The sequence below is a fragment of the Paenibacillus sp. FW126-R14 genome (assembly GCF_058789495.1).
This window is the reverse complement of sequence record NZ_JBYTBS010000005.1, coordinates 186,016-212,058: the sequence shown is the minus strand read 5'-3', so window position 1 is coordinate 212,058 and position 26,043 is coordinate 186,016. Positions and strand designations below refer to the sequence as shown.

Below are 26,043 nucleotides of genomic sequence, written 5' to 3'. Positions count from 1 at the left end.
GCCGCTCCCCATGCCACAAGGGACAACGCTGCTACAAGTTTATTAATCGATGATTCGCAATGACGCGTGCGGCCGCATCCCGCACATGGCCATGACACGTGAACAACAGCACTTGATGCCTGCTGCTCAACTCAGCAAGAACGCGCAAGCAGCTCTCCATCCGTTCCTCGTCGAAGTTAACGAGAATATCATCCATAACCAGCGGCAGCACCGCTCTGCCGGCGTATTCTTCCACAAGCGCGAAACGCATGGATAAATAGAGCTGCTCCGCAGTTCCCCGGCTGAGTTGACTCGTGTCCATCGACTGTCCGTTCGACCGGATCGCAACAAGACGCTGTTCGCCCAGCGGCGCTTTGACGTGCGTGAAGGCTCCGTTCGTCAGCTTCGCCAAATAATCGGAAGCTCGCAGAAGCACGCCGGGCTGGCGCTCCTGCTCATACACTTCGCGGGCTTTCTTCATCAGCAGGGAAGCAAAGGACGCAGCTGCGTACTGATCCACCTGCCCCCGGATCGAAGCCCGGTAAGCTTCTGCCTGGAGCAGGCCGTCAGCATGCTCGGACCCCTGCTCCATCTGTTCGATCTGCGCTGTCAGCTTGCCGGCCGCTTCACGGAGCTCATTCGTTTGGCTCGCGGTTTCTGCCAGCTGCTGCTCAAGAATGTCCAAACGGTGCGTCATGGCCGCTTCCCCGAGCGTCTCCAATAGCTCCGTATAATCGGCAAGCGAAGAACGGCTAAGCAGTGCCTCCAGCGACGATTCCAGCAGCTTCTGTTCTTCTACTAGCCTCTTGCGCTCTTCTTGCTCTCTTTCCTGAAGACGTAGCACTTCTCCGTCCTGCGCAGAAGCTTCCTGCAGCAAACTGGTTAGCCGCTCGCGAGCACGCTGCCCGGCAGCGTCCAGAAGCTGCAGCTCCTGCTCAACTTCCGCATGAAGCCCTTCGCCATGCGTCAGCTCGGCAAGCAGCCTCAACTGCTCCCGCTCCTGCTCTTTCCAGCGTTTAAGCGCAAATAAAGGCTCCTGTCCCGGGGAGAGCTGCAGCCGCAAAACGATTGCCTCCTCATACTGCGCTACGCTCGCTCTCAAGGAAGAAAGCTTCGCTTCCAACTTCTGGAGTTGGCGAAGATTATCCTGTCCCTGTTCAATCGTTTGCATCGTTTCCATCGCGGCATCCGGCGACAATCGCCCGCTTAAGCCGAGCGATTTCAACCAATCGCTCCACTCGCTTTGCAGCTGCTCCAGTCCGGCTGCCAGCTGCTCATACACAGCCACCCGCTGTTCTTCTTGGTGCTGCAACGACTGCCGCACTTCCTTAGCATCCTGCAGCTTCTCCGCCTTCCGAAGCTGCTGGCTGAGCTGTTGTTTGTTCAGCTCGGCTTCTCTCATCCATGCGTCCAGCTGCGGCTGTAAGGTTTGGAGAGCCAGGCCCGTCCGCTCTGAAGACGAGGGATTGAAGGCGGACGCAGCAGCCGCTTCGTTAAAGCCCGTTTGCGGTACCGATGTTTTCATATACGCATGGATTTGATCTTGCAATCGCCCTTCCAACTCTCGAAGCTCCCGCACCGCTTCGTTCAGAGAGGACTCCTCACTCGTGGACGAAACCATCGCCCGGGATGAGCGGTTGTCCGAAGACGAACGATCCCCGAACCGGATATAGAGGGCCGCCCCGGCAAAAAGCAGGATCGCACAGACGGCTATCGCCCAGCTCCCTTGCCACGCCAACAGAATGGGAGCAATTACTGCAAGCATCCCGATTAAAGCGGCCATCCGCCCGCGAAGCTTCTGCGAAGAGGCTTTTCCCGCTTTGGCGGCTTCTTCCAAGCTAAGCTTGAACTGGGTCTGCACCGCATCGCTCTCTTTACGGTGTTGAACTTCCTTCACCAGCAGCTGCCATCCGGCGTAATCTCTTGCTATTCTTTGCAGCGCCGCCGAAGGGTCCAGCCCTCCCGGCAGGGAAGGGGCAGACCGCAAGTCGGCCTCCAGCATGCGAATGCCGTCTTCCGCACGAATGAGCTGCTGTTCCAGGCTTTCCAGCTCTGTTCGAACACGCAGTTCATCGCCCCGGCGCTTGAGGAACTGTTCCTTGTACCAGCGAATTTGCTCGCGAAGGGAGATCGACACTGCAAAAGCGCCTACATCCAGCGCCGACTCCCCATCGTGAGCTTCTATTTGTTGAAGCAGCCTGTCGATCTGCGCGTGCTGGTGCTCCTGTTCCACGCGCAGCCCATCCAGACTGCGCTTCTGCTCTTCATACGTGGCTGCTTGTTCCAGCCAGTGATTCAGCTCCGTCTGATGCTCAAGCACATCAGGCTGAATGCGGATCGCGCCAAGCTGATCCGCCAATGCCTGCCGCCGCAGGCTGAGCCGCGAGCGCTCCGCATGCAGGCGCTCCAGCTCCGCCTCCAGCGCGTCCAGCCTCGCCGAGGCGCGCTCGGGGAAGCCTGCGAGCTCCGGCAGCGCCGCCAGCTCCTGGCCGACCTGACGCAGCCGGATCCATCCGCTGCGCGCTTTGCCGGCCAGGCTGAGCCGCATCTGCTCCGCGCGCAGCGCCTCCTGCTGCTCCTCCAGAGCGGCAATGCACTCCTCCGCGGAGCGGCGCTCTCCCTGCAGCCGGTCATAATCGGCTGCCATGTCACGCCTGCGGCGCAAAGACTGCTCCAGACCCTCAAGCTCCTTCAGGAGACGATTCATCTCCTGGTTGCGTCCGCGGGGTCTGTACAGGCCTTCGGCCTGCGCCGCCAGCTTGCGCTCGGCCTCCATAATGGCCGAGCCGCTTACGCCGAGACCGGCGCTGTATAAATAGCCGCTGAGCTCGTCCGTCTGCAGGGTGCGGAGCTCCTGCAGCTCGGTTAGCCCGAAGGCGAACAAGCTGCGGAAGAGGTCGGCCGAGAGGCCGCCCAGCAGCGTGTTCAGCAGTTCCTCTCCCCCGGTGGCGCCATCGCCGAGGGTGACCTTAACGAGCCCCGCGGAGGCTCGTCTGCCGCCTGCGGCAGGCGCGTCGTAGCGCTCGACGCGAATCGTTTGACCCTGCTCGTCCAGCAGGGTCAGCGCGCCTCCATGGGCGCCTCCGCCCAGCGGCTCGTAGCGTTCCGACCGGTTCTGACGGGTCGGAAAGCCGAACAGCACCGCGCGGATGAAGCCCATGAGCGTGCTCTTGCCCGCTTCGTTGGCGCCATAGAACAGCGTAAGCGGGCTATCCGTGTCAAGCTGCCGCTGCCGGAGGCTGCCGAAGCCATCCACCTGGATGGAAACGATTTTCATCCAGGCCACCCCCCATCCGCGGACAGCAGATCCGCGGCCATTTCTTCTGCGGCGCGCAGCCATTCGCGCAGCCGCTCGGGATCAGCCGCAGCCGGATTCCCGGCTGTCTGCGGCAGGCTTTGCAGCGCGGCGAGCGCCTCGCTGGCGAATGCTTCCAGCGCCGCGTCGTCGCTCCGCAGCATAGCCGAAATCCGCAGGAGATCGCCAAGAAAGCTCTTCTCCTGCTGCAGCGCCTCCAGATCGAGCATGCTTGCCGTGCGGTCCTCGATCGACTCCACCCAGACGAAGCGGCTTATCTCCGCTTCGTCCAAGCGAAGCTCAGCGGTCAGTTCCTGCAGCACGCGCCCTTTGCGGAGCAGGCCGGATATCGCGCTGCGCCCTTCCAGAACCATTCGGACGACGGCATCCCGTCCGTCTGCCGCAGTCCTCACTTTTTCCATCTGCTCGTCTATGCGATCTTTCAATTCTTGCTCCGTCTGAATGTCGGTTACAGACAGCCGCTGCTGAAACCATCGCACCTGATCAAGCGGACGAAAGTCGAGCTCCGCCCGTCCGTCTTCGGACATCTCCACGATATAACAGCCGCGCGGCCCTGTTTCCCGGATATTCCGCCCTTGCAGGTTGCCCGGGTATACGATAGCCGGGTGTTCATGAAGCACATTTCTTGTATGTACATGACCTAATGCCCAATAGTGCATACCCGCCTTCAGCAAATCTTGCTTGCTGCAAGGCGCATAGTTATCATGACCGAGGTCCCCGTCGACATTTGTATGTAAAAGCGCGATTTGCGCCGCATCTTCCTGACCAGCCTTGAATTGCAGGGCTAAATTATCCGTAACCGCTGAGCTGCGGTACGAAATCCCGTGGATCTGGGCGATAACGCCTCGATCCGGCTTCACGACCGTCAGCGTCTCCACGCTGTCGCACGCAAAAAAATGGACGTCTGCCGGCCAAACCAGCTTCGCGGCGCGTCCATCCTCCGGGTCATGATTACCATGAATAATATAAGTAGGGATTCCATGCGCGGCCAACTGCTCCAAAGCTTTCTGAAAGCGAATTTGCGCGCGAAGGGAACGGTCCGACAAATCGTAGACATCTCCGCTGACCAGTACAAAATCCACTTGCTCCTGAACAGCTGTCGCCACGAGCTCTTTGAGCGCGCCAAACGTCGATTCGCGCATTCGCTCGCGGACTCGTTCAGGCAGCGCCGACATGCCTTTGAACGGAGAATCCAAATGCAAGTCGGCGGCATGCATAAACCGCAGTCGTTTCATCTCTCTAACGCCTTCCTGCTTTAGCTTTATTCGTTCTGCTCACGAGGAGTATCCGCTGCATCTTCCTCAATATGATAGCTCTCATACACACTTTTCAGCTGCCGCAGCACGCGGTTCAAGGAATAGGTCTTTTTCGCCTTTTCCCATGCGGTACGGGCCAGATTGTAGCGGAACGTCGGATCGATGACGACCTTCTCCAACGCGTGGCTTAGAGCCGCCGCATCACCGACAGGCACGAGCAAACCGTTATGCCCGTGTTCAATTTGCTCTGCAATCCCGCCGACATCGGTACCGATCAAGGCTAGCCAGCATAACGCGGCTTCTGCAAATACGGAGCCGAATGCTTCTGCGCGGGACGGCAGTACGAACACATCGAAAAATGGCATGAACTCCTCGGGATGCAGCATATAGCCGTAAAAAATCGTATCTTCATAAATATTTTGCTGAATAGCCAGTTTTTCCAGTTCTTCCCGGCTCGGTCCGTCCCCAATGATATGTAAAACGAAGGGATGACCTCGCTTTTTCAGCTCGCCGCAAGCAATCAGCAGCGTATCCAGCCCTTTGGCAGGAACCAGACGACACACGGTTATGAATTGCGTTACGGCATTTTCATGGGAAATCGGACGGAAGCGCTTCTCATCAAATCCGTTCGGGATGACCCCGATTCTTTCGCTATCCTGCACATAATCCGCGATGTATTGCTTGAACGAATTCGACACGGTGATGATCTGATCGACCTTTGCTTCAAGCTCGCCATAAATTTGAGTAAGAAACTGATGCTCTATCCCATTCTCCTGAATTCGCCCGTTCAGAACGAGCTCCCGCTCAAAACTGGAGTGAATGGTCAGGATAACCGGTGTTTCCGGATAAATTTGCTTCATTGCCATTGCTGCAATCGGATGATGCGCATGGATAATATCATACTTCTTGGTAATTCTCAGCTTCGTCCACCATACATAATCCTTGTAAGTCTGAATGTATTTATCAACGATCGGGTTTCCGGCATACTTCCGCCAATCGAAAGTGGCGAATTCCACTTCCTCTGTGCCCTTGTTCCGAATCCGCTTAGGCAGCGAAAATAGTTCCATTTCCCATCCCTTTTTATTAAAACGGTCCAAAATATAGGGAACCATGGATGACACCCCACCCGGTTGTTCCGGGGGGAAAAATAATGCTTGCAAGATGTTCATTGCATGAGCCCCTCTCCCAAATCCTTGAGCTTTCCTTCTTATTGTAACTTGTGCGCGCCGAATAGAAAAGAGAACAACAGAAGAGCCTCATGAATCGATTCTATCCCTCTCTCCCAATTTCCTTTATAATAGAATCACTACTTGTCGAAAAATAGGTTTTTTTGGGGGAAAGCATGGGCACTGTTGATCTCTTATTCGGTGATTTGGCATTATTATTATCGAATGCTATCGTATTGGTCATTGTTACACTTATGTTTGTCATTTCTCTTCGGTTATTTTTGGATCGTCGCAAAAAGGGCTACATGTCGATGACCGTTTCGCTTATTTTCGTTGGCATTCATTATCTGCTTAAGTTATATGTCTTGCTCACGGCTCTGGATACCAGTCTAACGACTTACCTGCTGCTTATGCTGAAAATTGTTTCGTTCATTCTCTTGAACTTGGGTATCTATCAACTATACAATCGCACGAACCGCAATCAGTATGTCTTCTTCTATGGACTGATCATCATGGGGTTCGTCGTTTCCGTTCTTCATTTCAGCGGACCGCAAATGTACAGCGGAACCGTTCATCAAGTCAGACTGTTGCAGGACATCGGTCTTGAACTGTATGTGTTTGTGCTGATCTTCCTCTGCTTTTACATGGTTCCTCCCTATATCGGCCAGCAGGTGAAATATCAAGCTGCACTCACGATCTACTTTTTCATGCAATCCGCGCATCTCGTCAATGTCTATATGTATGGCGATGCGCAAATTTGGCTAACTCTGGCAGGCAATATTTTGCCGATTGTCTTTTACTTTTTATTATTTACACTGCTGTTCGACCGCGTGGTTGAGCTGATGCAGGCCATCTACAATTCGTCCATTACGGACGGGCTAACCCGTTTGTATAACCGCAAATTTTTCTATAATCGTGTTACGCAATATGTAGGAAGGCATCTACCCGTGTATATCTTGTTTAGCGATATTGATAATTTCAAGAAATTAAACGATACAAAGGGCCACCAAATGGGCGACGATGTACTGAAGCAAGTAGCTCAAATCATGAAGGAAGAAGTCGAGGAGTGCGGCATTGCCGGACGATACGGAGGGGAAGAGATGGTGCTTATGGTCACGGACCCGAGTGTCAAAATGGATGCTTTTGCGGAGCGCGTCCGCAGCCGGATCGAGAAGGAAACGATTGTTACCGCCAGCATCGGGTACAGCAAATACAAAAACGGCGTAAGCGCCGAGGAACTGATCAAGCAAGCGGATGAGGCGATGTATAAGGCCAAAACAACCGGCAAAAACAAAGTCGTCAAATATGCCTAGCTGAATGGCCTGTTTGTTCGACACACTTAACTCCGTCGCGTCCCCCTGCCTGTTACGGACTGCAAACTGGTTTGGGGCAAGCTCATCTTGGGATCCGCCAGATTGGAGGAACTCCATTCCTTTATTTTGCCGTAATGCAGGATTATGAGGGGGAAGGGGAACTGCAGTCTCTTATTAAGCCTCATTCCTCCAATTCCTGTACAGAATGGAAAAATAACGCCCCCCTGTTCCCTCTCCCTAGCTTATTGGGCTGTTTTTGGCAAAATACAGCCCCGTAGTTCCCCTCTTGATCTCATTTTCGGTATCTGATGATGATCTCCATCACCAATAGATTGGGAATCCAACACAGCCAGGCCACAGTTTGATAAGCGGAGATAAAATTACCTCCGTAAGCAAGCAGCAGCAAGGGCAGCCAAACTCTCAGTGTAACGGCAGCAAAAGTGAGCGAGTAGCTGCGCAGCATCCACTGCCTATGTTTCCGGATATCCTTGTCTGCTATTATTTTTTTCACACTGATCCAAGTTGCGGCCATCCACAGGACATCGAGCGTTAAGAAACCGAGTCCTGCCGTCCACCCGCCTGTCGCGTAAAGCGATAAATAAATGCTGACGAGCCCGCTAATCGAAATCGACAGAACGTACAAATAGCCGAGCAGGCGGTGTCTCCTACTCCCCTTCAAGCCAACAGGCTTCCAAAACAATTGAAACGGGCCGATCGCAATAGCCAGGACCGCGGTCACGATATGGACATACAGGACATAAACCCACGGTTCCAGGGAAAAATCGGGCTTTCTCAGCTTGATAGAAACAAAGCCGGCATCTTTGGCGTTCATAAAACCGTATTGAATCAGAGCATAGGCACCCAAAGCAAAAGCCAAAACAAAGACAACCGCGCGAAGTGTGATTTTACTCAACGACACAACCTCCTCTATGCTTTCCCTCATTAAAGTTAGACGTTTCCCGTAATCGTTTCACTGCAGTATTTTCCATGCTTCAACTCTACTAATTTTGGCATAATTTGTATTTTCATCGGGATCTGTGTATGATAGTGATAGTTTCGTTACAATATTTGGAAATAGAAACAATGTGGAGGGAATCAAATGAAACGTTGGATGTGTACACTCGCTGCCATCGCGGTAACCGCCTCGCTGACGGGGTGTAATTTTTCGGCGAAGGCTGGCGGCAGTGCAAGAGAAGCCGGATCGCTTAAGAAATTGGGGAAAGACGAGAAAGCCACGATTAAAGTGATGTATTATGACAAAAATTCCTTTTACCAACAGTATGGCAATCTGTTCATGGCCAAAAACCCGAATATCGACGTAGAGGTCATCTCAAATCAAGGCATTTATGGAGCAGGCAAAGACCCTCAGGAAGAGCTTGAAAAACTGGTCGATGAAGAAAAACCGGATGTCCTCTTTGTTAACGGTACCGACCAGCTTGAAAAGTTCGTTCAAAAAGGACGCCTGTATGCACTCGACGATGTCATAAAACAGGATAAATTCGATATCGAACATATTCTGCCTGCTTCGCTGGAAACGATTAAGCTCAAAGGCGAAGGCAAGTTATATGGACTTTCACCGGAGTTTTTCAGTCAAGCTCTGTACTATAACAAAGATCTCTTCGAGCAGTATGGCATAGAGCTTCCGAAAAATAAAATGAGCTGGGAAGATGTGATGAATCTCGCCAAACGATTCCCGACCGACGGTCAGGGGGATCAGCGAATTTACGGGTTTTCCGCTTACTCTTATATGCGTGAAGGAGTCGCTTATCAATACATGAGCAGCATCGGTACGACGCTGGGTTTGTCTTTCATCGATCCTGAGCAAATGAAGCTGACGATCCAGACAGATGCTTGGAAGAAGGCGCTGCAGCTTACCGTCGACTCGTTGAAATCCGGTGCGTTATATATGCCAAATAGTCAAAATACCGATTCTAATACACCACGCATGTATGAGGATTATCTCAAAGAGAATTTGTTCGCCATGGGCAAGGTCGCGATGACGATTGACGGCACCTATATGATTCAAAACCTGCAAGCGGCCAAAGACCGCCTCAAAGATGTTAAGCCTGTCAATTGGGATATTGTCACGGTTCCCGTCGATCCGCAAAATCCGGACTTTTCTGAATCGGTTTCCGTATCCAATGTATTCGGGATTAATGCCGAGTCGCCGAATACGCGTGCAGCCTGGGAATTCATTAAATATATCAACAGCGACGAATTCGCTAGAGTCATGTCCAAATCTTCGAGCGGCCTGATGACGCGCACCACATACTCCAAAGAGAGGGATGGCCATAATCTCGAGCCGTTTTATCTCCTGAAACCTAATCCTGACAAGAGTTTTAAAGGCTACGAGAAAATCCCGGGCGGCTTCTATCAGCCGTTCAGTATGCTTGCCAATCAAGAGATTCAGGCTGTCTTAGATGGGAAGAAATCAGCTGATGAAGCACTGAAGGCGATTCAAGACAAGGGACAGGAACAATTAGTGCAGGCTAAACAAGCGGATGATGCCCAGAAAGAGGCGCAGTCCAAGCAGAAATAAAAACCAAGGGCTGCCTCCTAGGTTGTTTGCAACCTTCCGAGACAGCCCTTCGTTCGTTCTATTCGTCGTCCGCTTCCAGCACATGCTCTTTGCAAAATGCTTCCACGGCTGCGACTTCCTCATCCTCAAGATCAAAATCCAAATAAATTTGCGTCGTTTTCTCATAAAGCTCGTACTTCAGCAAACCTGATTTGCCTTCATCCACGTTATAAATGGCGCGAATATACAACCCGCTCTCGGAGTATAGCTCATCATCTTCCTCAACTTCGATATCTATGAGAAATTCGTATCGCTGCCCGCTCAAGATGCCAAACGGATCTTTGATCACTTCAACCGTATAACTCGTAATCGTAAACATCGTATCCCCCCTTTTTCATCTGCAGGCTATAGTATACCTGATTATGGGAAGATTCGCACACAACTACGGTCAGGGTAAGGTTATCCAAGATTGCTCCTTGAGCGAAACCATAGCGGCCTCTGCGGTTGCGATCGAAGAACGGGCCGAGGTTCCGTCAAAGAGTGGGATGTACGCCGGATCCACCGGCTTGCCTGCGATCGCATTGCGAAAGCATCTCATTTCCGCTGCCATCGGCTTTCTTAAGAAAAGAGGCGGCCGGGTTTGAGGGCTTGTAAACACCACTTTCCCTTCGACTCGCCTATAGTCATTGACCCGGTCCTCATCTTCATCCGGTTGTCCGTTAATACCGAACGTTTCTATGTGATCGCCGCTTTTCACAACAATGGCGGACTGTTTAAAGTCGATAAGCACAGCGCCTTCCGTTCCGTTGATCTTGACGAAGTGCCCGCCTTGCCGGAATCCGGAGCCATATTGCATCGTGCCCAGAGCCCCGTTCGCAAAGGCCATCGTCAGCAGCAAATGATCGGGATTACCGGAAGCCTGCAGTGCCCTATCTATCCAAGACCCTGCCAAGACAACGGATGACGCTGGCCCAAGCAACGTTTGGACCAGATCAAGCTCGTGGATAAAATGAAATAATGTTCCTCCGGTCTGCGCAGAATCATGTTTCCAGCTGCTGCCGGCCCGCTTATCCTGCCAACCCGTTCGTTCCGCGTGCGCGACAATCGGCTTCCCGATTGCTCCCTGCTCGATCAAGCGCTTAAGGTGCTGCAGACCGCTCATAAAATGAAGGATATGCCCGGCCATCATGTGAACAGAGGCGCTCCGGCAAGCCTCCATCATAGCCTCGCAGTCCCCCAAAGACAACGCGACCGGCTTCTCGCAAAACACGTGTTTGCCGTGCTCCGCCGCGAGCATGACATGCCGCTTGTGCAGATGGTTCGGACTGGCCACAATGACGGCGTCCACATCATCGCGAGCGACCAATTCCTCCACGCTTGCCGCTGCTGCACAGTGCAGCTCTTGGGACAGCCGTTTGGCGCTATCGTCGGCTCCGCCAACGACCGCAACCGTTCTCGTGCCTTCCAGTTCATTCAAGATTCTGGCGAACTCGCTTCCGAAGTTGCCGCATCCGATGACGCCAAACCCCAAAGAAGTCATACGCTGACCCATCTTTTCTCACGAAGAGATAGCATAGCCGCTTCGGCTGTCGCAATCGATGTCGTGGCTGCTGTTCCGTCAAACAGCTTGTACACGCTAGCATCTACCGGCAATCCGAGTACTGCATCCCTGAATGCGGACATTTCCTTCCCGATCAGAGTAGCTAACCAGCCCGGCATCCGGGAAGCGGCAGTCCCGTAAGCGACACCGCCGTCGACCTTTTGATACGATAGCGCGCGTTCCATATCCTCTTCGTCGGTCTCGTTAAGATTGCGGGAGACGATGCGTCCATTTTGATTCAACTCAACTTTTGACTGTTTCAAATCCAGCAGAATAGCGCCTTCGGTTCCGTTAATTTTGACGAAATGCTCGCCCCAGCGAAATCCTGAACCGTATTGCATCGTCCCGAGCGTACCGTCAGCGAACGCCAATGTCAGTAGCAGGACGTCTTCTTCGTCACCGAAGCCTTCTCCCTGATGCGCCAGATTGCCTCCCGCCATGCAAACCGAAACCGCAGGTCCCATAATGGCTTGCAGGAAATCAAGCTCATGAATGTGGTGGAACAGATGCCCGCCTGATGTGGCATTGTTCTTCTTCCAGCTGACGTTAGCCTGCTTGTCCTCCCATCCGGTCCTCTCCCAATGACAGACCAGAGGCCGGCCAATCTCGCCGCTGGCAATCCACGCTTTGACTTGATTGACGCCGCTCATAAAATGCATGATATGACCGGCCATAAACACAACGCCAGCCGACCGACACGCCTGCACCATCGTATCACAATCGCTCAATGTGAGAGCGATCGGTTTCTCGCAAAACACATGCTTGCCATGTTTGGCGGCGAGCATAACCGGTTCTTTGTGTGCATGGCTCGGGGACGCTACGATAATGGCATCGATATCCTCACGACGCACCAAGTCTTCCAACGTTTCGACGGCTTCACACTGCAGTTCCTCTGCCAGTAAAGCCACTCTGCTGCCGCCATGAACGGCAACGACCTTTGAGCCTTCAAGCCGGTTTAACGTCCTGGCCAGCTCTCCGCCAAAATAGCCGCTGCCCACTACTCCAAAACGCACGCTTTTCATCTCGCTAAGCTCCTCTGCCATGTGCTATAAACCAGCCATAAACTGCAGAATCTGATCGTTCAGGCCAGGGATCGGCTCATGACCAAAATCCGGATATATGGCAAGTTTGACGGATGTTTTCATTTTATTGATCGCAGCGAATTGGGTCGACGGCGGACAAACGGTATCCATCAAACCGACGCCGATCAGTACGTCCGCTTGAATCCGCGGGGCTAGAAATTGAATATCAATGTAACCCAGCTTGGTAAACCACTGCTCCTCCCGCAGATGCTGCGGATCGAAATAGCGGAAGAAGTTTTGCAGCTCCCAATACGCATCCTTCGCTAAATCCATTTCCCAGACACGCTTATAATCGCTCAAAAAGGGATAAACCGGAGCCGCTTTGCGAACTCTCGGCTCAAGAGCCGCACAGGCGATTGCCAGCGCGCCTCCTTGCGACCAGCCTGTTGCACCAACCCGATTCGCATCCACCTCCGGAAAGTTCATGACGATGGCGGCCAGCTGGGCCGTATCCAAAAATACATTTCGGAAGAACATCTTGTGCGGGTCCTGGTCCTGCAGTCCGCGAATGATATGGCCTCGCAGCGTATTGCCGAGGACACCTCCCGTATCTTCGGATAGCCCGCCTTGACCGCGAACGTCTAGCCATGCGGTTGAGCAGCCTAGCGCTGCGTAAGCCAGCATTTGCGACCACTCCCCGCTGCAGCCGGAATAGCCGTGAAACTGCAGAACAGCCGGATGCTGTCCCCTCGGAGCTTTGGGTCTCACATATTTGGCATGAATGCGCGCTCCATTGACGCCTGTATAATACAAATGAAAGCATTCGGCAGAAGGTACTTGAAATTCAGCCGGAACGAGTTCGACGCAGGGATCGATTGCCCGCATTTCTTGAAGGGCCTCTTCCCAATAGGCGTCAAAATCGACCGGCCTCGGATTGCGCCCTGCATAGGTTTTCAGCTGCTCCAATGACAAATCAACGACAGGCATACAACATTAACCTCCTATGATAAGGTCTTTGTTGATTTTCACGACAACTTTCCGAATTCGGGAAGGATGGTGATCGTCTCTTCCCATCAATCCGGGACGATGAACATCATGCGGATAAAAGACTGCGTACATGCCCGGAGTAAGCTCTACGAACTGCTCTCCGGAAGCGGAATCATACAGGCTGTAATCATTTTCGATGCTGCTTTCCACCACGGTATGGTTAGCGGATTCTCCCGCCCAACCGATCGTTTCTTGCCCGTCTAGCAGATAGTGAACGTCGATATACGTGTTATGCTTCTCTGCCCGGGTTTCTTGCTTATCCCTTGCGTTCAGCTCCATAACGGTATAGTAAATATCGTCGCCTTGTACCGTATATTTGCCATTATCCATCTGAGAGAAGTCTATGTTTTGTATCTCATCCATGATTTGCCTAAGGACCGGATGGACAAACAGGCGTTCTTTCTCCCAGTTTTCCTTGTTTCCTATGATCACAGCTGTTCCCCTCCGTCTGCATATTCCCAAATTTGCAATGCCGCGCCGATCATGCCGCCCCAATTGCCTTTGTAAGCCGGCTCGATGCGTACGGTCTCCAGCATGGACGCCATCGTTCGACGGCTCACTTCTTGACGCAGCCGGTCAAACAGAAGCTCTCCCGCTTCCGCAACGCCGCCGCCAATAACAATCAGCCCCGGATTAAAGGTATGGATCAGCGAAGCGATGCCTGTGCCTAACGCGGCTATGGTCTCTTCCATAATCGCGCTAGCCAGCGGTTCGCCTGCCTGCCAGCGGGCAAACACTTCGCGGGTATCCACCTTTTCCACAGGAAGGCCTTCCGCCTCCAGCTTCTCCTTCATCCTTCTGGCAATGCTTGTCCCGGATGCGTACTGCTCCAGACAGCCTCTCCCGCCGCAGATGCATAAGGGACCTTGAAAGTTAACGGACATATGGCCAAGCTCGCCTGCCCCGCCCCATGCGCCATGCACTAAGCGGCCATCCACGACGATGGCTCCCCCAACGCCGGTGCCGAGAGCAAGACAGATGAAATGATCGATGCCCTTCCCGGCACCGAAACGCTTTTCCGTTAATGCGAGCACATTCACGTCATTATCGACGCGAACGGGCAGAGAAAAACGGTCCTCCATCATTCTCTTCAGCTGCGTACCTTGGTAACCCGGTATAAGTTCGGAGGCGAATCGAATCTGGCCGCTGCTCCATTCGATCTGCCCCGCGCTTCCGACGCCGATACCCCGTACCTTTAAATCCGGCTGCTCCAGCTCCAATTTCTTCAACAAACCTTGAACAGCTTCCAATACCCGACCGCCGGTATCCGTTTGCCCGGCTAAAGTGCTGAGGCTTATCGAGTGAAGAACTTCTCCCGAGCTGCTAACGATGCCCGCATTGATCTTGGTTCCGCCAATGTCTACGCCTATCGCATATGGGGACTTAGCGTCATACCATCCGGATCTCATCACTTCACATCCTCGGATGCAATGACTTTATTCAGCGCATTCACATAGCGCGAAGTGATCAGCTGCGGACGAGTGATCGCGCTTCCGACGACGACGTAGGGAACTCCGGTCTCCATCGCCTTAGCCGCATCCTCCGGCGTCCAAATGCGCCCTTCCGCTACGACGGGAACTTGAACCGCCGCGCACAATTGAGCCAGCAGCTCGAAATCGGGAGCTTCTTGCTGCCGGCTATAAGGCGTATACCCCGACAACGTCGTACCGATCAAATCAACGCCCAGCTTCTCGGCGGCCAGCCCTTCTTCCAGCGTGGAGATATCGGCCATAACCGCCGCTCCATGCTCGTGAGCGTAAGCAATAAGCGGCTTCACTGCCTCAAGCCGGCCTTCGCGGTCCGTCACATCCATAGCTACAATATCCGCTCCGGCAGATATAATGGCTTTCACCTCTTTAAGCGTAGGCGTAATAAAAATATCCGATCCCGGAATATCCCGTTTAATAAGTCCGATAACAGGCACATCAACTTCTTGTTTTATGCAAAGAATATCAAAAACACCGTTCGTGCGAATGCCGATCGCGCCGGACTGTACTGCGGCTCTTGCCATTTTCGTCATCGTATCGCCACTGTGCAAAGGCTCATCCGGAAGAGCTTGACACGAAACAATAAGACCTTTCTTTGGAAAAATACTGCTCATCCCACTCATAATTAATCCTTCCTCTCCCAACTATGAATTAGTCTTGAGCTTGACTGATATACGTCATGATTTTCTTGTTGATACTTTCCAAACGGCCCATTTCCGCTTCAGGCACAGGCAAGAACGGCAGTCTCGCTTCGCCGGTATCCAGACCGCGCAGCTTCAGAATCGCTTTGCAAGCGCCGTACAAGGACGGGAACGCAAGCAATTCCGCAATCAGCTCATTCACAATAAATTGCCAGCTGCGAGCTTCTTCCATTTTGCCTTCGACATAGCACTTCTCAATTTTCATAAAAAGCTCCGGCATCACGCCGTATGTGCCGCCGATACCGCCGTCCGCACCAATGCTGCGGCCTGCCAAATACTGCTCGTCCGGACCGTTAAACACAAGGAAATCTTCTCCTCCGGCCGCTTTGAACTGCTGTAACTCGAACGTGCTCTCAGCAGAAATTTTCACGCCGATGACTTTGTCTTGCGCGGCCATTTTCGTCAATAAAGCTTTGGACAATTGAAACCCTGTCGTTTGGGGAATGTGGTAAATGATGAACGGCAGGGACGTGCTGTCAATCATCTGCTGCCAGTGATGTTCCACGCTTTGCGGGGACAAACGGTAATAGATGGAAGGTACCGCCGAAATCGCATGAGCCCCTACTTGCTCAGCATGTTTGGAGAGCTCGACGCTATCTCGTGTAGAAGGCGCTCCGACATGCGCGATAATCGTCATTTCGCTGCCGACTTCCTCCATTACCGCCTCAAGCGTTTGCTTCCGCTCCTCCACGGATTGAAGCATGCCTTCCCCGGAGCTTCCTCCGACATACAACCCATTTACGCCAATCGACGCATAGTGACGGGCTAATTTTTTGGCTGCTTCTGTGCTGACTTCGCCTTTCTCGTCATAGCAAGAGTACATCGCTACGGTTATTCCTTTGAATCGATCCAAGTTATAAGATTTCATGTTATTCATTCTCCTTTGATTTTGTTTTGAATAAAATACGTTTCCGATGGTGGAGTTTGTCCTAACACCGGAAACGTATTTTCAACTGATAACCCGATTATTTAGATGAAGCTGCAATAATATCGTTTGATTTCTTTACCCAGTCGTCCAATGCTTGCTGAGCTGTCTTCGCCTTCGTCAATGCGGCTTGAACTTCAGGGTAGAAAGCTGCGCGGGTTTGCGGGTATCCGGGCACGGACACACCGATGTCTCCGGCGTATTTAAACAGCTCGATGGTTTTGCTTTTCATCGTGCCTGCCTCATAGCTTTTAGCAAGCGATTTGCGCGCTACGATGACGGATTCCGCTTGGGTCATTTTCGCCATATTTTCCGGGCTGTTCGCATATTTCACGAATTCTTTCGCCCATTTCATTTTCACTTCGTTCTTCGTATTCCACATCCAAGTTCCATAACCGAACAACACCGTGTTGGAAGATTTCCCGTCCGCAGATGGGAATGGAACGATATCGACATCGAATTTCTTGGCATTGCCTTCTGCAAACGCTTTATTCAGCGTCGGTAAATTTCCGATGTTTCCAAACGCCATTCCAAGCTTGCCTTGCACGAACATATCATTGAATACAGCAGTCGCTTTAAGGCCGGCCGCTCCCGGAGGAACAACGCCCTCATCCACAAGCTTGGTCAAGAATTCAAGCCCTTTAGCGCCTTCCGGCGAGTTCAGAGTTGCCTTGGTATCGTCCTCATTAAACGATTTTGCGCCAAAACCCCATAGGATCGAGTGCGTGCCTTGGTCGCCGCCGGAATCCCCAGCGTAAAGTCCGTAACCGTATGTTTGCTTCGACGGATCGGTCACTGCTTTTGCCGCTTTTAAAAATTGGTCGGTCGACCACGGCTGCATGTTTTGAGGAAGCAGATCGAGCGCGCCTTTCGCCTTGAATAAATCTTTATTCACTAAGAGACCGATAGCTACCGTGCTGTTTGGATAAATATAGACCTTGTTGTCTACCGAGACGCTTTTCAATGTTTTTTCTTCAAAATCTTGCTTATCGATAATATCGTCTAGCGGAACCAGCAATCCTTTTTTCGCATAGGACAAAGGCCAGAAGAAAGAGCCTTGCTGAATGTCCGGAACTTCGTTCGTATTCGCTGCGACGCTGATCCGTTCATTGATTTTGTCGTCCGGCGTTACAACCATATTAATTTTCACATTTGGATTCGCTTGTTCAAATCCTGCTTTGATGTCATCGTAAACCTGTTTCACATCGCCGCGGGCATCAACCCACCAAGTAAGCTCGACTTTTTCTTTTGAAGCTGCAGTCGCAGCCGGTGCGTTGCCCGCATTTTTTTTCTCGTCTGTTTTGGCGCATCCCGCGGCAGCTGTTACAACGATCGCGGAAGATAATAAAGTAATGGCCAGCTTTTTCATGTAAACCCCTCCAATTAGTCATTCATCAAACCGAAAACCGCAAAACTAACTGCTTATTCGAATCGGCGAAGGATCACCTCCTAAAGTAGTATCCAAGGAGCTAACAGGGCTTTAACCCTTAACACCGCCAAGCGTGATGCCTTTAACGAAATATTTCTGGAAGCTGATGAAAATAAGGAATACCGGTATAAAACCAAGTGATGCGGCAGCCATTTGCAGCCCGTAATTGGCCACATATTCGGATACAAGCGTGGAGATCCCGACATTGATCGTCATTTTGGTTTTATCGCTGAGCATGATCAGCTGCCAAAGGTAATCGTTCCACGCATACGTGAATGTGAAGATGGCAAGTGCGCCAATGGCAGGTTTAATGATCGGAAAGAACAGTTTAAAAAACAACCCGATTTCAGAGCAGCCGTCGATTCTTCCCGCTTCCAACAGCTCAGTCGGCACGGATTCGCTGAACTGCTTCATCATGAACACCGCGAAAGGGATGGTCAGCACCGGCAAAATGGCACTCGCCAAATTGTTAACAAGACCAAGGTCCCGCATCATCGTAAACAAAGGGACAAGTGTAATTTGTCTGGGAATGAACATCGCGATCAAGACGGCAGTAAAGAAAAATTCTGAGCCTTTGAACTTCCGTTTGGTCAACGCGTAACCCGCCATTGAAGCTATGATGACAACGCCTACTGTGGCAACAACGGAGACGAAGCCGCTGTTATACAGCCAATAAAAGATGGAACCTTCATGGATCAGATTGGAGAAGTTCGCCATCGTTATTTTGCTGGGAATCCAGTCGGGGGGAATCTTCACGCTTGAAGACTGGTTCTTAAAGGCGCCGGTAATCATCCAATACAGCGGAAAGATAAACAACGCGGCGGAAACATACAGAAGGATATTCCCCAATACCTTCATGAGCAAGAAAGATGATTTAGCCATGAGTGAGTACTCCTCCCTTTAGTATTGAATGTCTGACTTCATGAGCTTAAACTGAACGATGGCCACAATCGAAATCAATAAAGTAATAATGATGCCCATTGCCGAAGCTGAGCCCAGCTTTCCATATACGAATGCGGTTTCATATAACAAAAACATAATCGTGGAAGTCGCGTAGTTCGGTCCGCCGCCCGTTAACATTTGTACAACGACGAAGGTTTGAAACGCCCATATCGTAGACATGACCAGAATATACAACGATGTCGGCTTGAGCAGCGGGAGCGTAATATGCCAGAACTTTCTTGGCGCCGAAGCCCCGTCGATATCTGCAGCCTCATAGTACTCTGGAGATATGTTACCCAATGCAGCCAATAGTAAAATAATCGGTTGTCCGACGTTGAAGGTCACAACGACTAGAATCAGCGCCAGCAAAGCAACGCGTTCATCGGAGAGCCACATGACCGGCTTTGCGCCGAATAGCGATAAGGCGTAGTTCGCAATCCCGTTGACAGGGTTGTAGATCCATGCCCAAATCAAGGAAAGAATGACTTGAGACGTGATGATCGGCAAGTAGAACGCACCCCTGAAAAACGAGGCGATATGCTTATGTTTGCCATAAATGAGCACTGCCGCAAAGATGGCAAATATAAATGTCAATGGTACCGTGCCGAAAACAAAACCGAATGTGTTGGCGATGGAGCGCAGAAAGACGCGGTCTGAAATCAATTCCGCATAGTTTCCAAGTCCAATCCATTCCTTCTTCCCGAGCCCATAGTCGAAAAAGCTCAGATAGAAGGCGTTTACAATCGGGTAAACCTCAAAAATAAGAAATAAAATGGCAAACGGAGCTATAAAGAAGAGCCCCCAAAATTCACCTCGAATAGACCGCGACGCTTTAGCAACCTTGGTCGTCATCTTCACCCCTCCAAATCGTCATCTGGTAATCTTGCTGTTTCCTTCTCTTGTATAGCGCTTACACAAATGATTATAGGTTACGGAAAGTTTATAAAACAGGAACGTATCTATCGGTTTTGTTCATAAAAATAAGCAGTTTTAATGGGTGTTCACTTTTTTAAGATCATTGTTCACTATTTTATGATGGGACAAACAATAAAAAAATCCTCCTTACGAGAAGGAGGATTGAAACTTCGAGCGGTATTGTTGAGGGCTTACCCCCATCGTTTTCTTAAAAATCCGGCCAAAATAATTGAAATTTTCATAGCCTACCCTCTCTGCAATCGCATACACGGGGAGCTTGGATTCCAGCAATAATTCCGCCGCTTTCCCCACCCGAATTTGATTGAGATATTCAGAAAAACCGACCTGCGTTTCTTTCTTAAACAGGAAACTCAAATAATTTTCACTCATTCTGACCATTTCCGCGGCATGTCTCAAAGAAATATCCTCTTTATAATTCGTTTTCATATACAGAATTAATTGTTGAATATCCTCTCTGAAATTGCCTCCCCCGATGGATTTCCCACCGCAGCAATCGTCAATGAGCTGCTCAAACCATTGCTTCGCCGTGCTTAGTTCATCAAGCTTCAGAACTTGTTTGTATAACGGCTCCTCCTGCTCAAGGTGCTTGAAGCTATCTCCCTGGTAGGGCTTTAAACCGTTCTGAATCGTATGCAGCAGCTGCAAGCACAACTGGATGCACTTGTCGACAGGACCTTTCCACTCTTCCATACGATCGAAAATACGATCCAATACGTGCTTGATTCCCGCCGCGTTCATCCGGTCCAGCTCCACTTTCAATACCGTCTCATCCTCTTGCGTAATCACGCTCCCCGCCTGAGTGTCCTCCAGGTGATCCCCATATACATAAACTGTTTCTTTGCCCTCATAAAAATACATTTGAAGCGCTCGTTTCGCCTTTGCATACACGTCAGGCAGACTTTCTATACCGTTAGACTCTTCGCTGATCCCTATGCTAATAGATAGATTGATAAAACGTTTAGCGGCATCAATGATTTCCTTAGCGAAACGGATCGCATCGTCTACGGGATGGAGTACCCCGTCTTTTTTGGGAAAAAGCAGGACGATTTCCTCTTCGCTCACATCGTGAAACAGGGCATCTGTGTTCTTATTCAGCTGTATGGCAAGAAGATTCATCAGCTTTTGCTTGTCTGAACGATGGGATCGATGCTGGTCGCGGTGAATGGTTATCAGCACAAAAACATAGCCATTCACAAAGTAAGCCTTTTCTTCTTCCTTCATCCCGTTCTCTTGGAGCGCTGCATTCCCCTGATAGATCCAATCCTTCAACTGCCGCGACAACCTATTGTCACTAGGTTCCGCCGCGGGCTTTGAATCGATTTGGCGCTGCCTAACCTCCCGGCTTGATGCAATTTTCTTCGAAACCTCGAGCAGCATTTGCAGAAGTTCCTCCGGCTTTAATGAAGCTTTCAGGATATAGTCTTCTACGCCTAATTTCATCGCTTTTCGCACATATTCATAATCATTATGACTGCTAAGCACGATGATGTGCGTATCCGGATACTCGCTCTTTACTTTCTCAATCAGCTCAATCCCGTTCATTCTAGGCATGACGATGTCGGTAAGGATGATGTCGGGCTTCGTCTTTTCGATAATCTCCAACGCTTCCAGTCCATCCTGCGCATCCCCGACATAGATCAACTGATGCTGCTCCCAGTCAATCAATGATTTTATGCCTAATCGAACCAAAAATTCGTCATCTACCAGCAGTACTTTCAGATGCATAAGCGTTCCCTTCTTCTATCGTTTTGAGCGGCAATTTGAACTCGACCGTCGTCTCGTTCGCCTTGCTTTGGATATGCAAACCGTACCCTTCGCCGTATTGAAGCCTGATACGCTCATGCACATTCATGATCCCGATGCTTTGCGATGGGGCTTGTCCTTGTCCTTGGAGCAAACAGCGATTGATTTCATCTATTTTGTCTGGAGGGATGCCCGAACCATTGTCGGTCACGGTTAATATCAGTTGATCTTGTTCCGCCACAGCCTTGATGGCAATAACGCCTCTCCCTTCCATCTGTTCGATCCCATGGAGAATGCTGTTCTCGATGATGGGCTGCAGCATGAATTTGATGGCTTCCTGCTTCATTAACGGCTCGGGGATATGAAACTCGACAGTCAGTTTATCGTTATATCTTAATTTCATAAGGGTAATATAATGCTGGACATAGTCCATTTCCTCTTTGAGCGAGATCAGCGTTTCCCCTCTTCCGATACTTGCTTCCATGATACTTCCCAGGGAAGACAGCATCTCCCCGACCTCCCGGTCATTGCGAATATAAGCCATCCATTTAATATTGTTCAACGTATTCAAAATGAAATGCGGATTAATTTGCGCCTGCAGCGCGCGAAAGCGCATCTCCTCTTTTTGAACATATTCGTCCTTCAACCGCTGAAGCAGGTCCCGAATTTGTCTGGCCATGTGATTATAGGTATCGATAAGCGTAGCAATTTCATTGGGCCCCGATAGGGACAGCGAGCTGTTAAAATCATTCTTCTCTATTTCTTTCATTCGTTTATTTAACAGCTTGACCGGCTTGGATACCCGATAAGAGATGCTGAACGCAAGCAGCATAAAGACGACCACAATGACACCGACCGTAAACATATTCGTTCTGCGCAAAACAAATATTTCTTTAAACACCGTATCGTAAGGTATAAACTGTATTAACTTCCAACCCGTCAATCCGATGGTATCGAAACTGGCGATCCATTTCTTATGATCCTTGTCAACGATCAATTGCCCTTTGGACGAGTTCCATACACCGGAAATATCCTCCGGCAGAACCTTTATCGGGTCCATGCCTTCTTTCACGGAGCTGGAAATAATTTTCCCTTGATGATCCATGATCATGACGTTTCCGTCCAATTTCGAGATATACTTGCGCAAATCGCTTTCGTTCACGCTAAAAAGCTCAATGCCGATATTTTGATTGGTCTGCACATCGGTGATAGTTTTAATCAGCGTCACGATCTGGCTCTTGTCATAATAAATATAGTTACGGCTATCGTTCGCCATCCAGCTAATGCCAAACGGTTCTTTGAGCATCTCTTTATACCAATCGGATTGAATATATTCATTATACAAATCCTGCTGGACAATTTTGTTGCTTATCCAGTTGCCGTGCATATCGAGCAAAGTCACATAGCTCTCCGAAAAATAGGACGTATATAGCTTGTTCATTGCATTATCGGCAATCCGCAGCTTCTCATAATACGTAACGGAATCCGGATGTTTGAGCAGAGACGTAATATTCGGGTTGGTTGAGATGTCGACTGCAGATCTTAGCATATCTTGCAGCAATAACTCCAGATTGAAATCGATCTGATACAAAGCTTCGGATGTAGCGTTGCCGATTTTATTCTCTATCACGCGCTCTAACGGCTTATCGATCCAAAATGTGCTTATAAACAGTGGAATAATGAGAAACAACAGAATGAAAAAAAGAATCTGGTTATGTATCGAATTCCAGCGCTGCATTGATTTTCTCACCCATTGCATGGCGTGACCCCACTCTGCTTAAGATTTACCTGTATGCTTCCCCTAATTCTCCGTATTGAGAATCCAACCAACGAAGAGCGACTTTTAGGTGAAGTCTACCACACTAAGCACAATGGCACAATTTCAATCTGCATGCGTGAGATCCCATTTTTCCATGAACATGTACGGTTGGATTGGAAATGCGGTTAAGAACGAAGGAAGTGCAGAAGGATTAGGGGGCAAAATAGCGCAGAAATGACGTCTATGATATTCCTAAAGGAACAAATCATAACGATTCAATTCGAAACATTTCCTCAAAATCCTTGCCTAACAAATCGCACAATTTCTTGGCTGTCGCAGGTCCCACCGATTTATGCGATCTTTCCAGCAAGGAAATATAGGAGTGGCTTAGACCTGAATGCTTCGCTAACTCTCTCTGTGAATAGCCTTTAATAATTCTTGCCTTCATGAATGCATCCGTATTTGCCTTTATCTTCATATTCCTGTTGTCCCCCTTCATACATCTGTTTACATTTGCAAATTTCGTTTCATAGCGTTACTTCGGATTACATGGTTCCATTTCGGATCAATCAACCGTGTGTAATCTCCTCACTCAGCGTTTCGCAACAAGTGTTCCCATTTTGTTCCCTTAATTTCAATTATATCACGTCATTTAACTATTGTAACCAAAAATGTTTACTTAAAGTAACGTATATTTCAAACCTTTCCAGATTTCCAGTTATTGAAATAACTAAAGTATACTGGTATTATTAAAATGTTTACTACTGTTTACTTTTCATAGGTTGAGGGGGAAAATAATGTACTTCTATGATAAATTAAGAGATTTGCGTAAATTAAAAGGTTTCACCCTTCGGGAGCTGGCTGACCGTTCCGGCGTTTCCGCGGCGTACATCTCCCAATTAGAAAACGGCAATCGTGGCATCCCGTCGCCCGAGGTGCTGATGAAGCTTTCCGAAGGGCTCAATACGTCGTATTCCGAGCTTATGGATATTGCGGGATATTTGGAATCATCGCCATCCATGGAAAAATTCCAGAGCAATCCCGTGAATTTGCGCCGATTCCTGCGCGAGAATGAGCTTATGTTCGATGGGCATCTGCTAACGGACGAAGACAAGGAATGGGTCGAGCGGATGCTGACCGTGCTGTTCTGGAAGCAGCGGCAAGAAGCGAAGAATGAGCTGTAAGCTTACCCTGATTCAAGTGTGTGGGGGGCTGTTCGTGGAAAAACGAGATGAAAAAATGGGATGCCACATCGCGCTTCGGACACAGCGGCCGTTATATTCGCGAACAGAGGCGTGTCTCTACTAAAAAGGACACCAGAAACCTTATTTGCCGATTTCGGGGCGAAATCAGTCCCAAAGCGAGCAAGTAACAGCGATGGTGTCCGTTGCCTGTCCAAAAAGGACCTTTTCCATCGAATAAGAGCCTCTCTGTCCGTTAGTGAGAACAGCGACTGCGCTACCGACTGAGCAAGAATCGCCGGGCAGTTCGGGCGATCTTTTGCGTGCTTATCCCAAACATGAATGCCTCCCCACCTTAGTAAAGGGAACTCCATTCCCTTATTTCAGCGAAAAGCTGAATTCCAGGCGCCCGAGAGGAACTCCAGGGTCTTATTTCTGCTCAATCATCCACTTGGCTGCTCAAAATGGTGAAATAGCGGTCTCGAGTTCCCCTCCCCCTGCCCAAAGAGCTGTTCCTGGCAAAATAGTGCCTCTGAGTGTCCCCAAGTGTCCACGAGTTCCCCTCCCTGCCTGCCGAGGCAATGAAACTAGCCTTCCGTCACAAAAAAAGAAGGGACCGGCAGTAGCATGCCATGTCCCTTCTTTTTGTTACCGTACCGGGTAGTCGATAACGATCACATTATCAATGATGCCGGCTATCGATTTCACGAATTCCTGATGCACAGGGTGAGGACCATACTGCCGCAAAGATTCGCGATCCTCGAAAGTCACCCGTAATCCCAGCGTATAGCCCTGGACATTGTCTGTTTCTTCCGTTTCATTCGCGCCTGCCGTAATTTCAACAATGCCGGGTATTCTGCCTTTAAAAGACAATAACATCTCGATCAGTTCCTGTTCTTTCTGTGCAGCTAAAGCCTCTTTAAATCTGAAACAAACCAAATGCTCAAACATCGCGCTGGACAGCTCCTCTCTTACAACGTGACGTGTTTGCCAGCCTCGAGAACAAGCCCTTTTATGCCTTCGGCAGCCAGGCCTTCCACATAAGCATGCGGATTTTGCTCGATGACCGGGAATGTGTTGTAGTGCATCGGAATGACCGTTTTGGCTTGTAAGAACTGGGCTGCGATCACCGCATCGCGAGGCCCCATCGTGTAGTTATCGCCAATCGGCAGGAACGCAAGATCAATCTCATTCAATTTGCCGATTAATTGCATATCCCCAAACAGCGCTGTGTCCCCTGCATGGTAGATCGTTTTCCCCTCTGCCTTAATGAGGAACCCGCTGGCCATGCCCGTATAAATATTTTCTGTCGTTCCGGGCGGATTATAGGAAGAATCGTGCAGCGCCAGCGTCATTTTCACCTTGCCAAAAGGAAACGCAAACTCCCCGCCAATCCCCATGCCATGGGTCTTTGCCCCTTGAAAGCCTAGGTATCTGGCCAAGTCGTTAGGACCAATAACGGTAGCCTCATTCCGCTTCGCAATTTCGAGCGTATCCCCTACGTGATCGCCATGACCGTGCGTAACGAGGATGTAATCCGCCTTGATGTCTTCTGCCTTCACGACAGCTTGAGGATTATGGTTCAAAAAAGGATCGATGATAAGCGTATGCTCCTGCAATCGAATCTCTACACAGCTTTGTCCGTGAAAAATAATATCCATGTCATAATCGCTCCTTTGGTTATCTCGTAATTTTTTATTCTTCCATTGGTTCAATAACTATT

Annotated in this window: 23 protein-coding genes; 3 read left to right on the top strand and 20 right to left on the bottom strand. The window is 50.2% G+C overall.

The genetic code is table 11. The features are described 5' to 3' along the window. Window positions 1–31: 31 nt before the first annotated feature. Genes AC3WRW_RS05580 through AC3WRW_RS05570 form a run of 3 tightly spaced genes read right to left on the bottom strand, consistent with a single transcriptional unit; the run spans window position 32 to window position 5,720 of the window. On the bottom strand, window positions 32–3,256 hold the full coding sequence (locus AC3WRW_RS05580; RefSeq protein ID WP_492545358.1) for an AAA family ATPase: 3,225 nt from the start codon (window positions 3,254–3,256) through the stop codon (window positions 32–34). Continuing rightward, window positions 3,253–4,530, bottom strand: a complete 1,278-nt coding sequence (locus tag AC3WRW_RS05575; protein ID WP_492545357.1) for a metallophosphoesterase family protein — start codon at window positions 4,528–4,530, stop codon at window positions 3,253–3,255. Before AC3WRW_RS05575 ends, AC3WRW_RS05580 begins: the two co-directional genes overlap by 4 nt. Before the next feature lie 26 nt (window positions 4,531–4,556). Further along, window positions 4,557–5,720 carry a glycosyltransferase family 4 protein gene (locus AC3WRW_RS05570; protein ID WP_492545356.1) on the bottom strand — a complete coding sequence of 388 codons (1,164 nt, stop codon included), beginning with the start codon at window positions 5,718–5,720 and terminating at the stop codon, window positions 4,557–4,559. A 173-nt stretch (window positions 5,721–5,893) separates the two neighbouring features. On the opposite strand from AC3WRW_RS05570, the gene AC3WRW_RS05565 reads away from it, so the two are divergent. Continuing rightward, window positions 5,894–7,030, top strand: coding sequence for a GGDEF domain-containing protein (locus AC3WRW_RS05565; RefSeq protein ID WP_492545355.1), 1,137 nt, complete (start codon window positions 5,894–5,896; stop codon window positions 7,028–7,030). A 292-nt stretch (window positions 7,031–7,322) separates the two neighbouring features. Here AC3WRW_RS05565 and AC3WRW_RS05560 read toward each other — a convergent pair whose 3' ends face one another. Beyond that, complete coding sequence (locus AC3WRW_RS05560) at window positions 7,323–7,943, bottom strand: DUF2306 domain-containing protein (protein ID WP_492545354.1); 621 nt, start codon at window positions 7,941–7,943, stop codon at window positions 7,323–7,325. A 186-nt stretch (window positions 7,944–8,129) separates the two neighbouring features. On the opposite strand from AC3WRW_RS05560, the gene AC3WRW_RS05555 reads away from it, so the two are divergent. Then, on the top strand, window positions 8,130–9,569 hold the full coding sequence (locus AC3WRW_RS05555) for an ABC transporter substrate-binding protein (RefSeq protein WP_492545353.1): 1,440 nt from the start codon (window positions 8,130–8,132) through the stop codon (window positions 9,567–9,569). A 58-nt stretch (window positions 9,570–9,627) separates the two neighbouring features. Here AC3WRW_RS05555 and AC3WRW_RS05550 read toward each other — a convergent pair whose 3' ends face one another. The 14 genes from AC3WRW_RS05550 to AC3WRW_RS05485 form a co-directional block, all read right to left on the bottom strand. Next, the gene (locus AC3WRW_RS05550) at window positions 9,628–9,927 is read right to left on the bottom strand and encodes a DUF6509 family protein (RefSeq protein WP_492545352.1); all 300 of its coding nucleotides are present in this window, start codon (window positions 9,925–9,927) and stop codon (window positions 9,628–9,630) included. 69 nt (window positions 9,928–9,996) lie between these two features. Continuing rightward, the gene (locus AC3WRW_RS05545; protein WP_492545351.1) at window positions 9,997–11,088 is read right to left on the bottom strand and encodes a Gfo/Idh/MocA family protein; all 1,092 of its coding nucleotides are present in this window, start codon (window positions 11,086–11,088) and stop codon (window positions 9,997–9,999) included. After that, complete coding sequence (locus tag AC3WRW_RS05540) at window positions 11,085–12,191, bottom strand: Gfo/Idh/MocA family protein (protein WP_492545350.1); 1,107 nt, start codon at window positions 12,189–12,191, stop codon at window positions 11,085–11,087. Before AC3WRW_RS05540 ends, AC3WRW_RS05545 begins: the two co-directional genes overlap by 4 nt. Before the next feature lie 3 nt (window positions 12,192–12,194). Then, window positions 12,195–13,157: an acetylxylan esterase gene (locus AC3WRW_RS05535; RefSeq protein WP_492545349.1), complete on the bottom strand. Its 963-nt coding sequence runs from the start codon at window positions 13,155–13,157 to the stop codon at window positions 12,195–12,197. Between the two features lie 6 nt (window positions 13,158–13,163). Next, complete coding sequence (locus AC3WRW_RS05530) at window positions 13,164–13,649, bottom strand: NanQ anomerase/TabA/YiaL family protein (RefSeq protein WP_492545348.1); 486 nt, start codon at window positions 13,647–13,649, stop codon at window positions 13,164–13,166. After that, window positions 13,646–14,626: an ROK family protein gene (locus tag AC3WRW_RS05525; RefSeq protein ID WP_492545347.1), complete on the bottom strand. Its 981-nt coding sequence runs from the start codon at window positions 14,624–14,626 to the stop codon at window positions 13,646–13,648. Before AC3WRW_RS05525 ends, AC3WRW_RS05530 begins: the two co-directional genes overlap by 4 nt. Continuing rightward, a complete protein-coding gene (locus AC3WRW_RS05520; RefSeq protein WP_492545400.1) occupies window positions 14,626–15,318 on the bottom strand; it encodes an N-acetylmannosamine-6-phosphate 2-epimerase in 693 nt (230 codons plus the stop codon). Before AC3WRW_RS05520 ends, AC3WRW_RS05525 begins: the two co-directional genes overlap by 1 nt. Before the next feature lie 37 nt (window positions 15,319–15,355). Then, complete coding sequence (locus tag AC3WRW_RS05515) at window positions 15,356–16,273, bottom strand: dihydrodipicolinate synthase family protein (protein WP_492545346.1); 918 nt, start codon at window positions 16,271–16,273, stop codon at window positions 15,356–15,358. Between the two features lie 97 nt (window positions 16,274–16,370). Next, window positions 16,371–17,699, bottom strand: a complete 1,329-nt coding sequence (locus AC3WRW_RS05510; RefSeq protein WP_492545345.1) for an ABC transporter substrate-binding protein — start codon at window positions 17,697–17,699, stop codon at window positions 16,371–16,373. 111 nt (window positions 17,700–17,810) lie between these two features. Beyond that, entirely contained in the window at window positions 17,811–18,641 is an 831-nt protein-coding gene (locus tag AC3WRW_RS05505) for a carbohydrate ABC transporter permease (RefSeq protein WP_492545344.1), read from the bottom strand. 18 nt (window positions 18,642–18,659) lie between these two features. Further along, window positions 18,660–19,553, bottom strand: a complete 894-nt coding sequence (locus AC3WRW_RS05500) for a carbohydrate ABC transporter permease (protein ID WP_492545343.1) — start codon at window positions 19,551–19,553, stop codon at window positions 18,660–18,662. Window positions 19,554–19,763: 210 nt separating this feature from the next. Then, window positions 19,764–21,362, bottom strand: a complete 1,599-nt coding sequence (locus tag AC3WRW_RS05495) for a response regulator (RefSeq protein WP_492545342.1) — start codon at window positions 21,360–21,362, stop codon at window positions 19,764–19,766. After that, window positions 21,334–23,118 carry a sensor histidine kinase gene (locus AC3WRW_RS05490; protein ID WP_492545341.1) on the bottom strand — a complete coding sequence of 595 codons (1,785 nt, stop codon included), beginning with the start codon at window positions 23,116–23,118 and terminating at the stop codon, window positions 21,334–21,336. Before AC3WRW_RS05490 ends, AC3WRW_RS05495 begins: the two co-directional genes overlap by 29 nt. 286 nt (window positions 23,119–23,404) lie before the next feature. Continuing rightward, the gene (locus AC3WRW_RS05485) at window positions 23,405–23,617 is read right to left on the bottom strand and encodes a helix-turn-helix domain-containing protein (protein ID WP_171683552.1); all 213 of its coding nucleotides are present in this window, start codon (window positions 23,615–23,617) and stop codon (window positions 23,405–23,407) included. 319 nt (window positions 23,618–23,936) lie between these two features. On the opposite strand from AC3WRW_RS05485, the gene AC3WRW_RS05480 reads away from it, so the two are divergent. After that, on the top strand, window positions 23,937–24,323 hold the full coding sequence (locus AC3WRW_RS05480) for a helix-turn-helix domain-containing protein (protein WP_492545340.1): 387 nt from the start codon (window positions 23,937–23,939) through the stop codon (window positions 24,321–24,323). A gap of 645 nt (window positions 24,324–24,968) precedes the next feature. Here AC3WRW_RS05480 and AC3WRW_RS05475 read toward each other — a convergent pair. Together AC3WRW_RS05475 and AC3WRW_RS05470 are read right to left on the bottom strand one after the other, a co-directional pair. Next, complete coding sequence (locus AC3WRW_RS05475; protein ID WP_492545339.1) at window positions 24,969–25,271, bottom strand: Dabb family protein; 303 nt, start codon at window positions 25,269–25,271, stop codon at window positions 24,969–24,971. A 20-nt stretch (window positions 25,272–25,291) separates the two neighbouring features. Next, entirely contained in the window at window positions 25,292–25,981 is a 690-nt protein-coding gene (locus AC3WRW_RS05470; RefSeq protein WP_492545338.1) for a metal-dependent hydrolase, read from the bottom strand. Window positions 25,982–26,043 lie beyond the last annotated feature (62 nt).

Bases quoted from the DNA above. Each gene is read 5' to 3' on its own strand.
- AC3WRW_RS05580 (WP_492545358.1), bottom strand. From the start codon at position 3,256: ATGAAAATCGTTTCCATCCAGGTGGATGGCTTCGGCAGCCTCCGGCAG.
- AC3WRW_RS05575 (WP_492545357.1), bottom strand. From the start codon at position 4,530: ATGAAACGACTGCGGTTTATGCATGCCGCCGACTTGCATTTGGATTCT.
- AC3WRW_RS05570 (WP_492545356.1), bottom strand. From the start codon at position 5,720: ATGAACATCTTGCAAGCATTATTTTTCCCCCCGGAACAACCGGGTGGG.
- AC3WRW_RS05565 (WP_492545355.1), top strand. From the start codon at position 5,894: ATGGGCACTGTTGATCTCTTATTCGGTGATTTGGCATTATTATTATCG.
- AC3WRW_RS05555 (WP_492545353.1), top strand. From the start codon at position 8,130: ATGAAACGTTGGATGTGTACACTCGCTGCCATCGCGGTAACCGCCTCG.
- AC3WRW_RS05550 (WP_492545352.1), bottom strand. From the start codon at position 9,927: ATGTTTACGATTACGAGTTATACGGTTGAAGTGATCAAAGATCCGTTT.
- AC3WRW_RS05545 (WP_492545351.1), bottom strand. From the start codon at position 11,088: ATGACTTCTTTGGGGTTTGGCGTCATCGGATGCGGCAACTTCGGAAGC.
- AC3WRW_RS05540 (WP_492545350.1), bottom strand. From the start codon at position 12,191: ATGGCAGAGGAGCTTAGCGAGATGAAAAGCGTGCGTTTTGGAGTAGTG.
- AC3WRW_RS05535 (WP_492545349.1), bottom strand. From the start codon at position 13,157: ATGCCTGTCGTTGATTTGTCATTGGAGCAGCTGAAAACCTATGCAGGG.
- AC3WRW_RS05525 (WP_492545347.1), bottom strand. From the start codon at position 14,626: ATGAGATCCGGATGGTATGACGCTAAGTCCCCATATGCGATAGGCGTA.
- AC3WRW_RS05520 (WP_492545400.1), bottom strand. From the start codon at position 15,318: ATGAGCAGTATTTTTCCAAAGAAAGGTCTTATTGTTTCGTGTCAAGCT.
- AC3WRW_RS05515 (WP_492545346.1), bottom strand. From the start codon at position 16,273: ATGAAATCTTATAACTTGGATCGATTCAAAGGAATAACCGTAGCGATG.
- AC3WRW_RS05510 (WP_492545345.1), bottom strand. From the start codon at position 17,699: ATGAAAAAGCTGGCCATTACTTTATTATCTTCCGCGATCGTTGTAACA.
- AC3WRW_RS05505 (WP_492545344.1), bottom strand. From the start codon at position 18,641: ATGGCTAAATCATCTTTCTTGCTCATGAAGGTATTGGGGAATATCCTT.
- AC3WRW_RS05500 (WP_492545343.1), bottom strand. From the start codon at position 19,553: ATGACGACCAAGGTTGCTAAAGCGTCGCGGTCTATTCGAGGTGAATTT.
- AC3WRW_RS05495 (WP_492545342.1), bottom strand. From the start codon at position 21,362: ATGCATCTGAAAGTACTGCTGGTAGATGACGAATTTTTGGTTCGATTA.
- AC3WRW_RS05490 (WP_492545341.1), bottom strand. From the start codon at position 23,118: ATGCAGCGCTGGAATTCGATACATAACCAGATTCTTTTTTTCATTCTG.
- AC3WRW_RS05485 (WP_171683552.1), bottom strand. From the start codon at position 23,617: ATGAAGATAAAGGCAAATACGGATGCATTCATGAAGGCAAGAATTATT.
- AC3WRW_RS05480 (WP_492545340.1), top strand. From the start codon at position 23,937: ATGTACTTCTATGATAAATTAAGAGATTTGCGTAAATTAAAAGGTTTC.
- AC3WRW_RS05475 (WP_492545339.1), bottom strand. From the start codon at position 25,271: ATGTTTGAGCATTTGGTTTGTTTCAGATTTAAAGAGGCTTTAGCTGCA.
- AC3WRW_RS05470 (WP_492545338.1), bottom strand. From the start codon at position 25,981: ATGGATATTATTTTTCACGGACAAAGCTGTGTAGAGATTCGATTGCAG.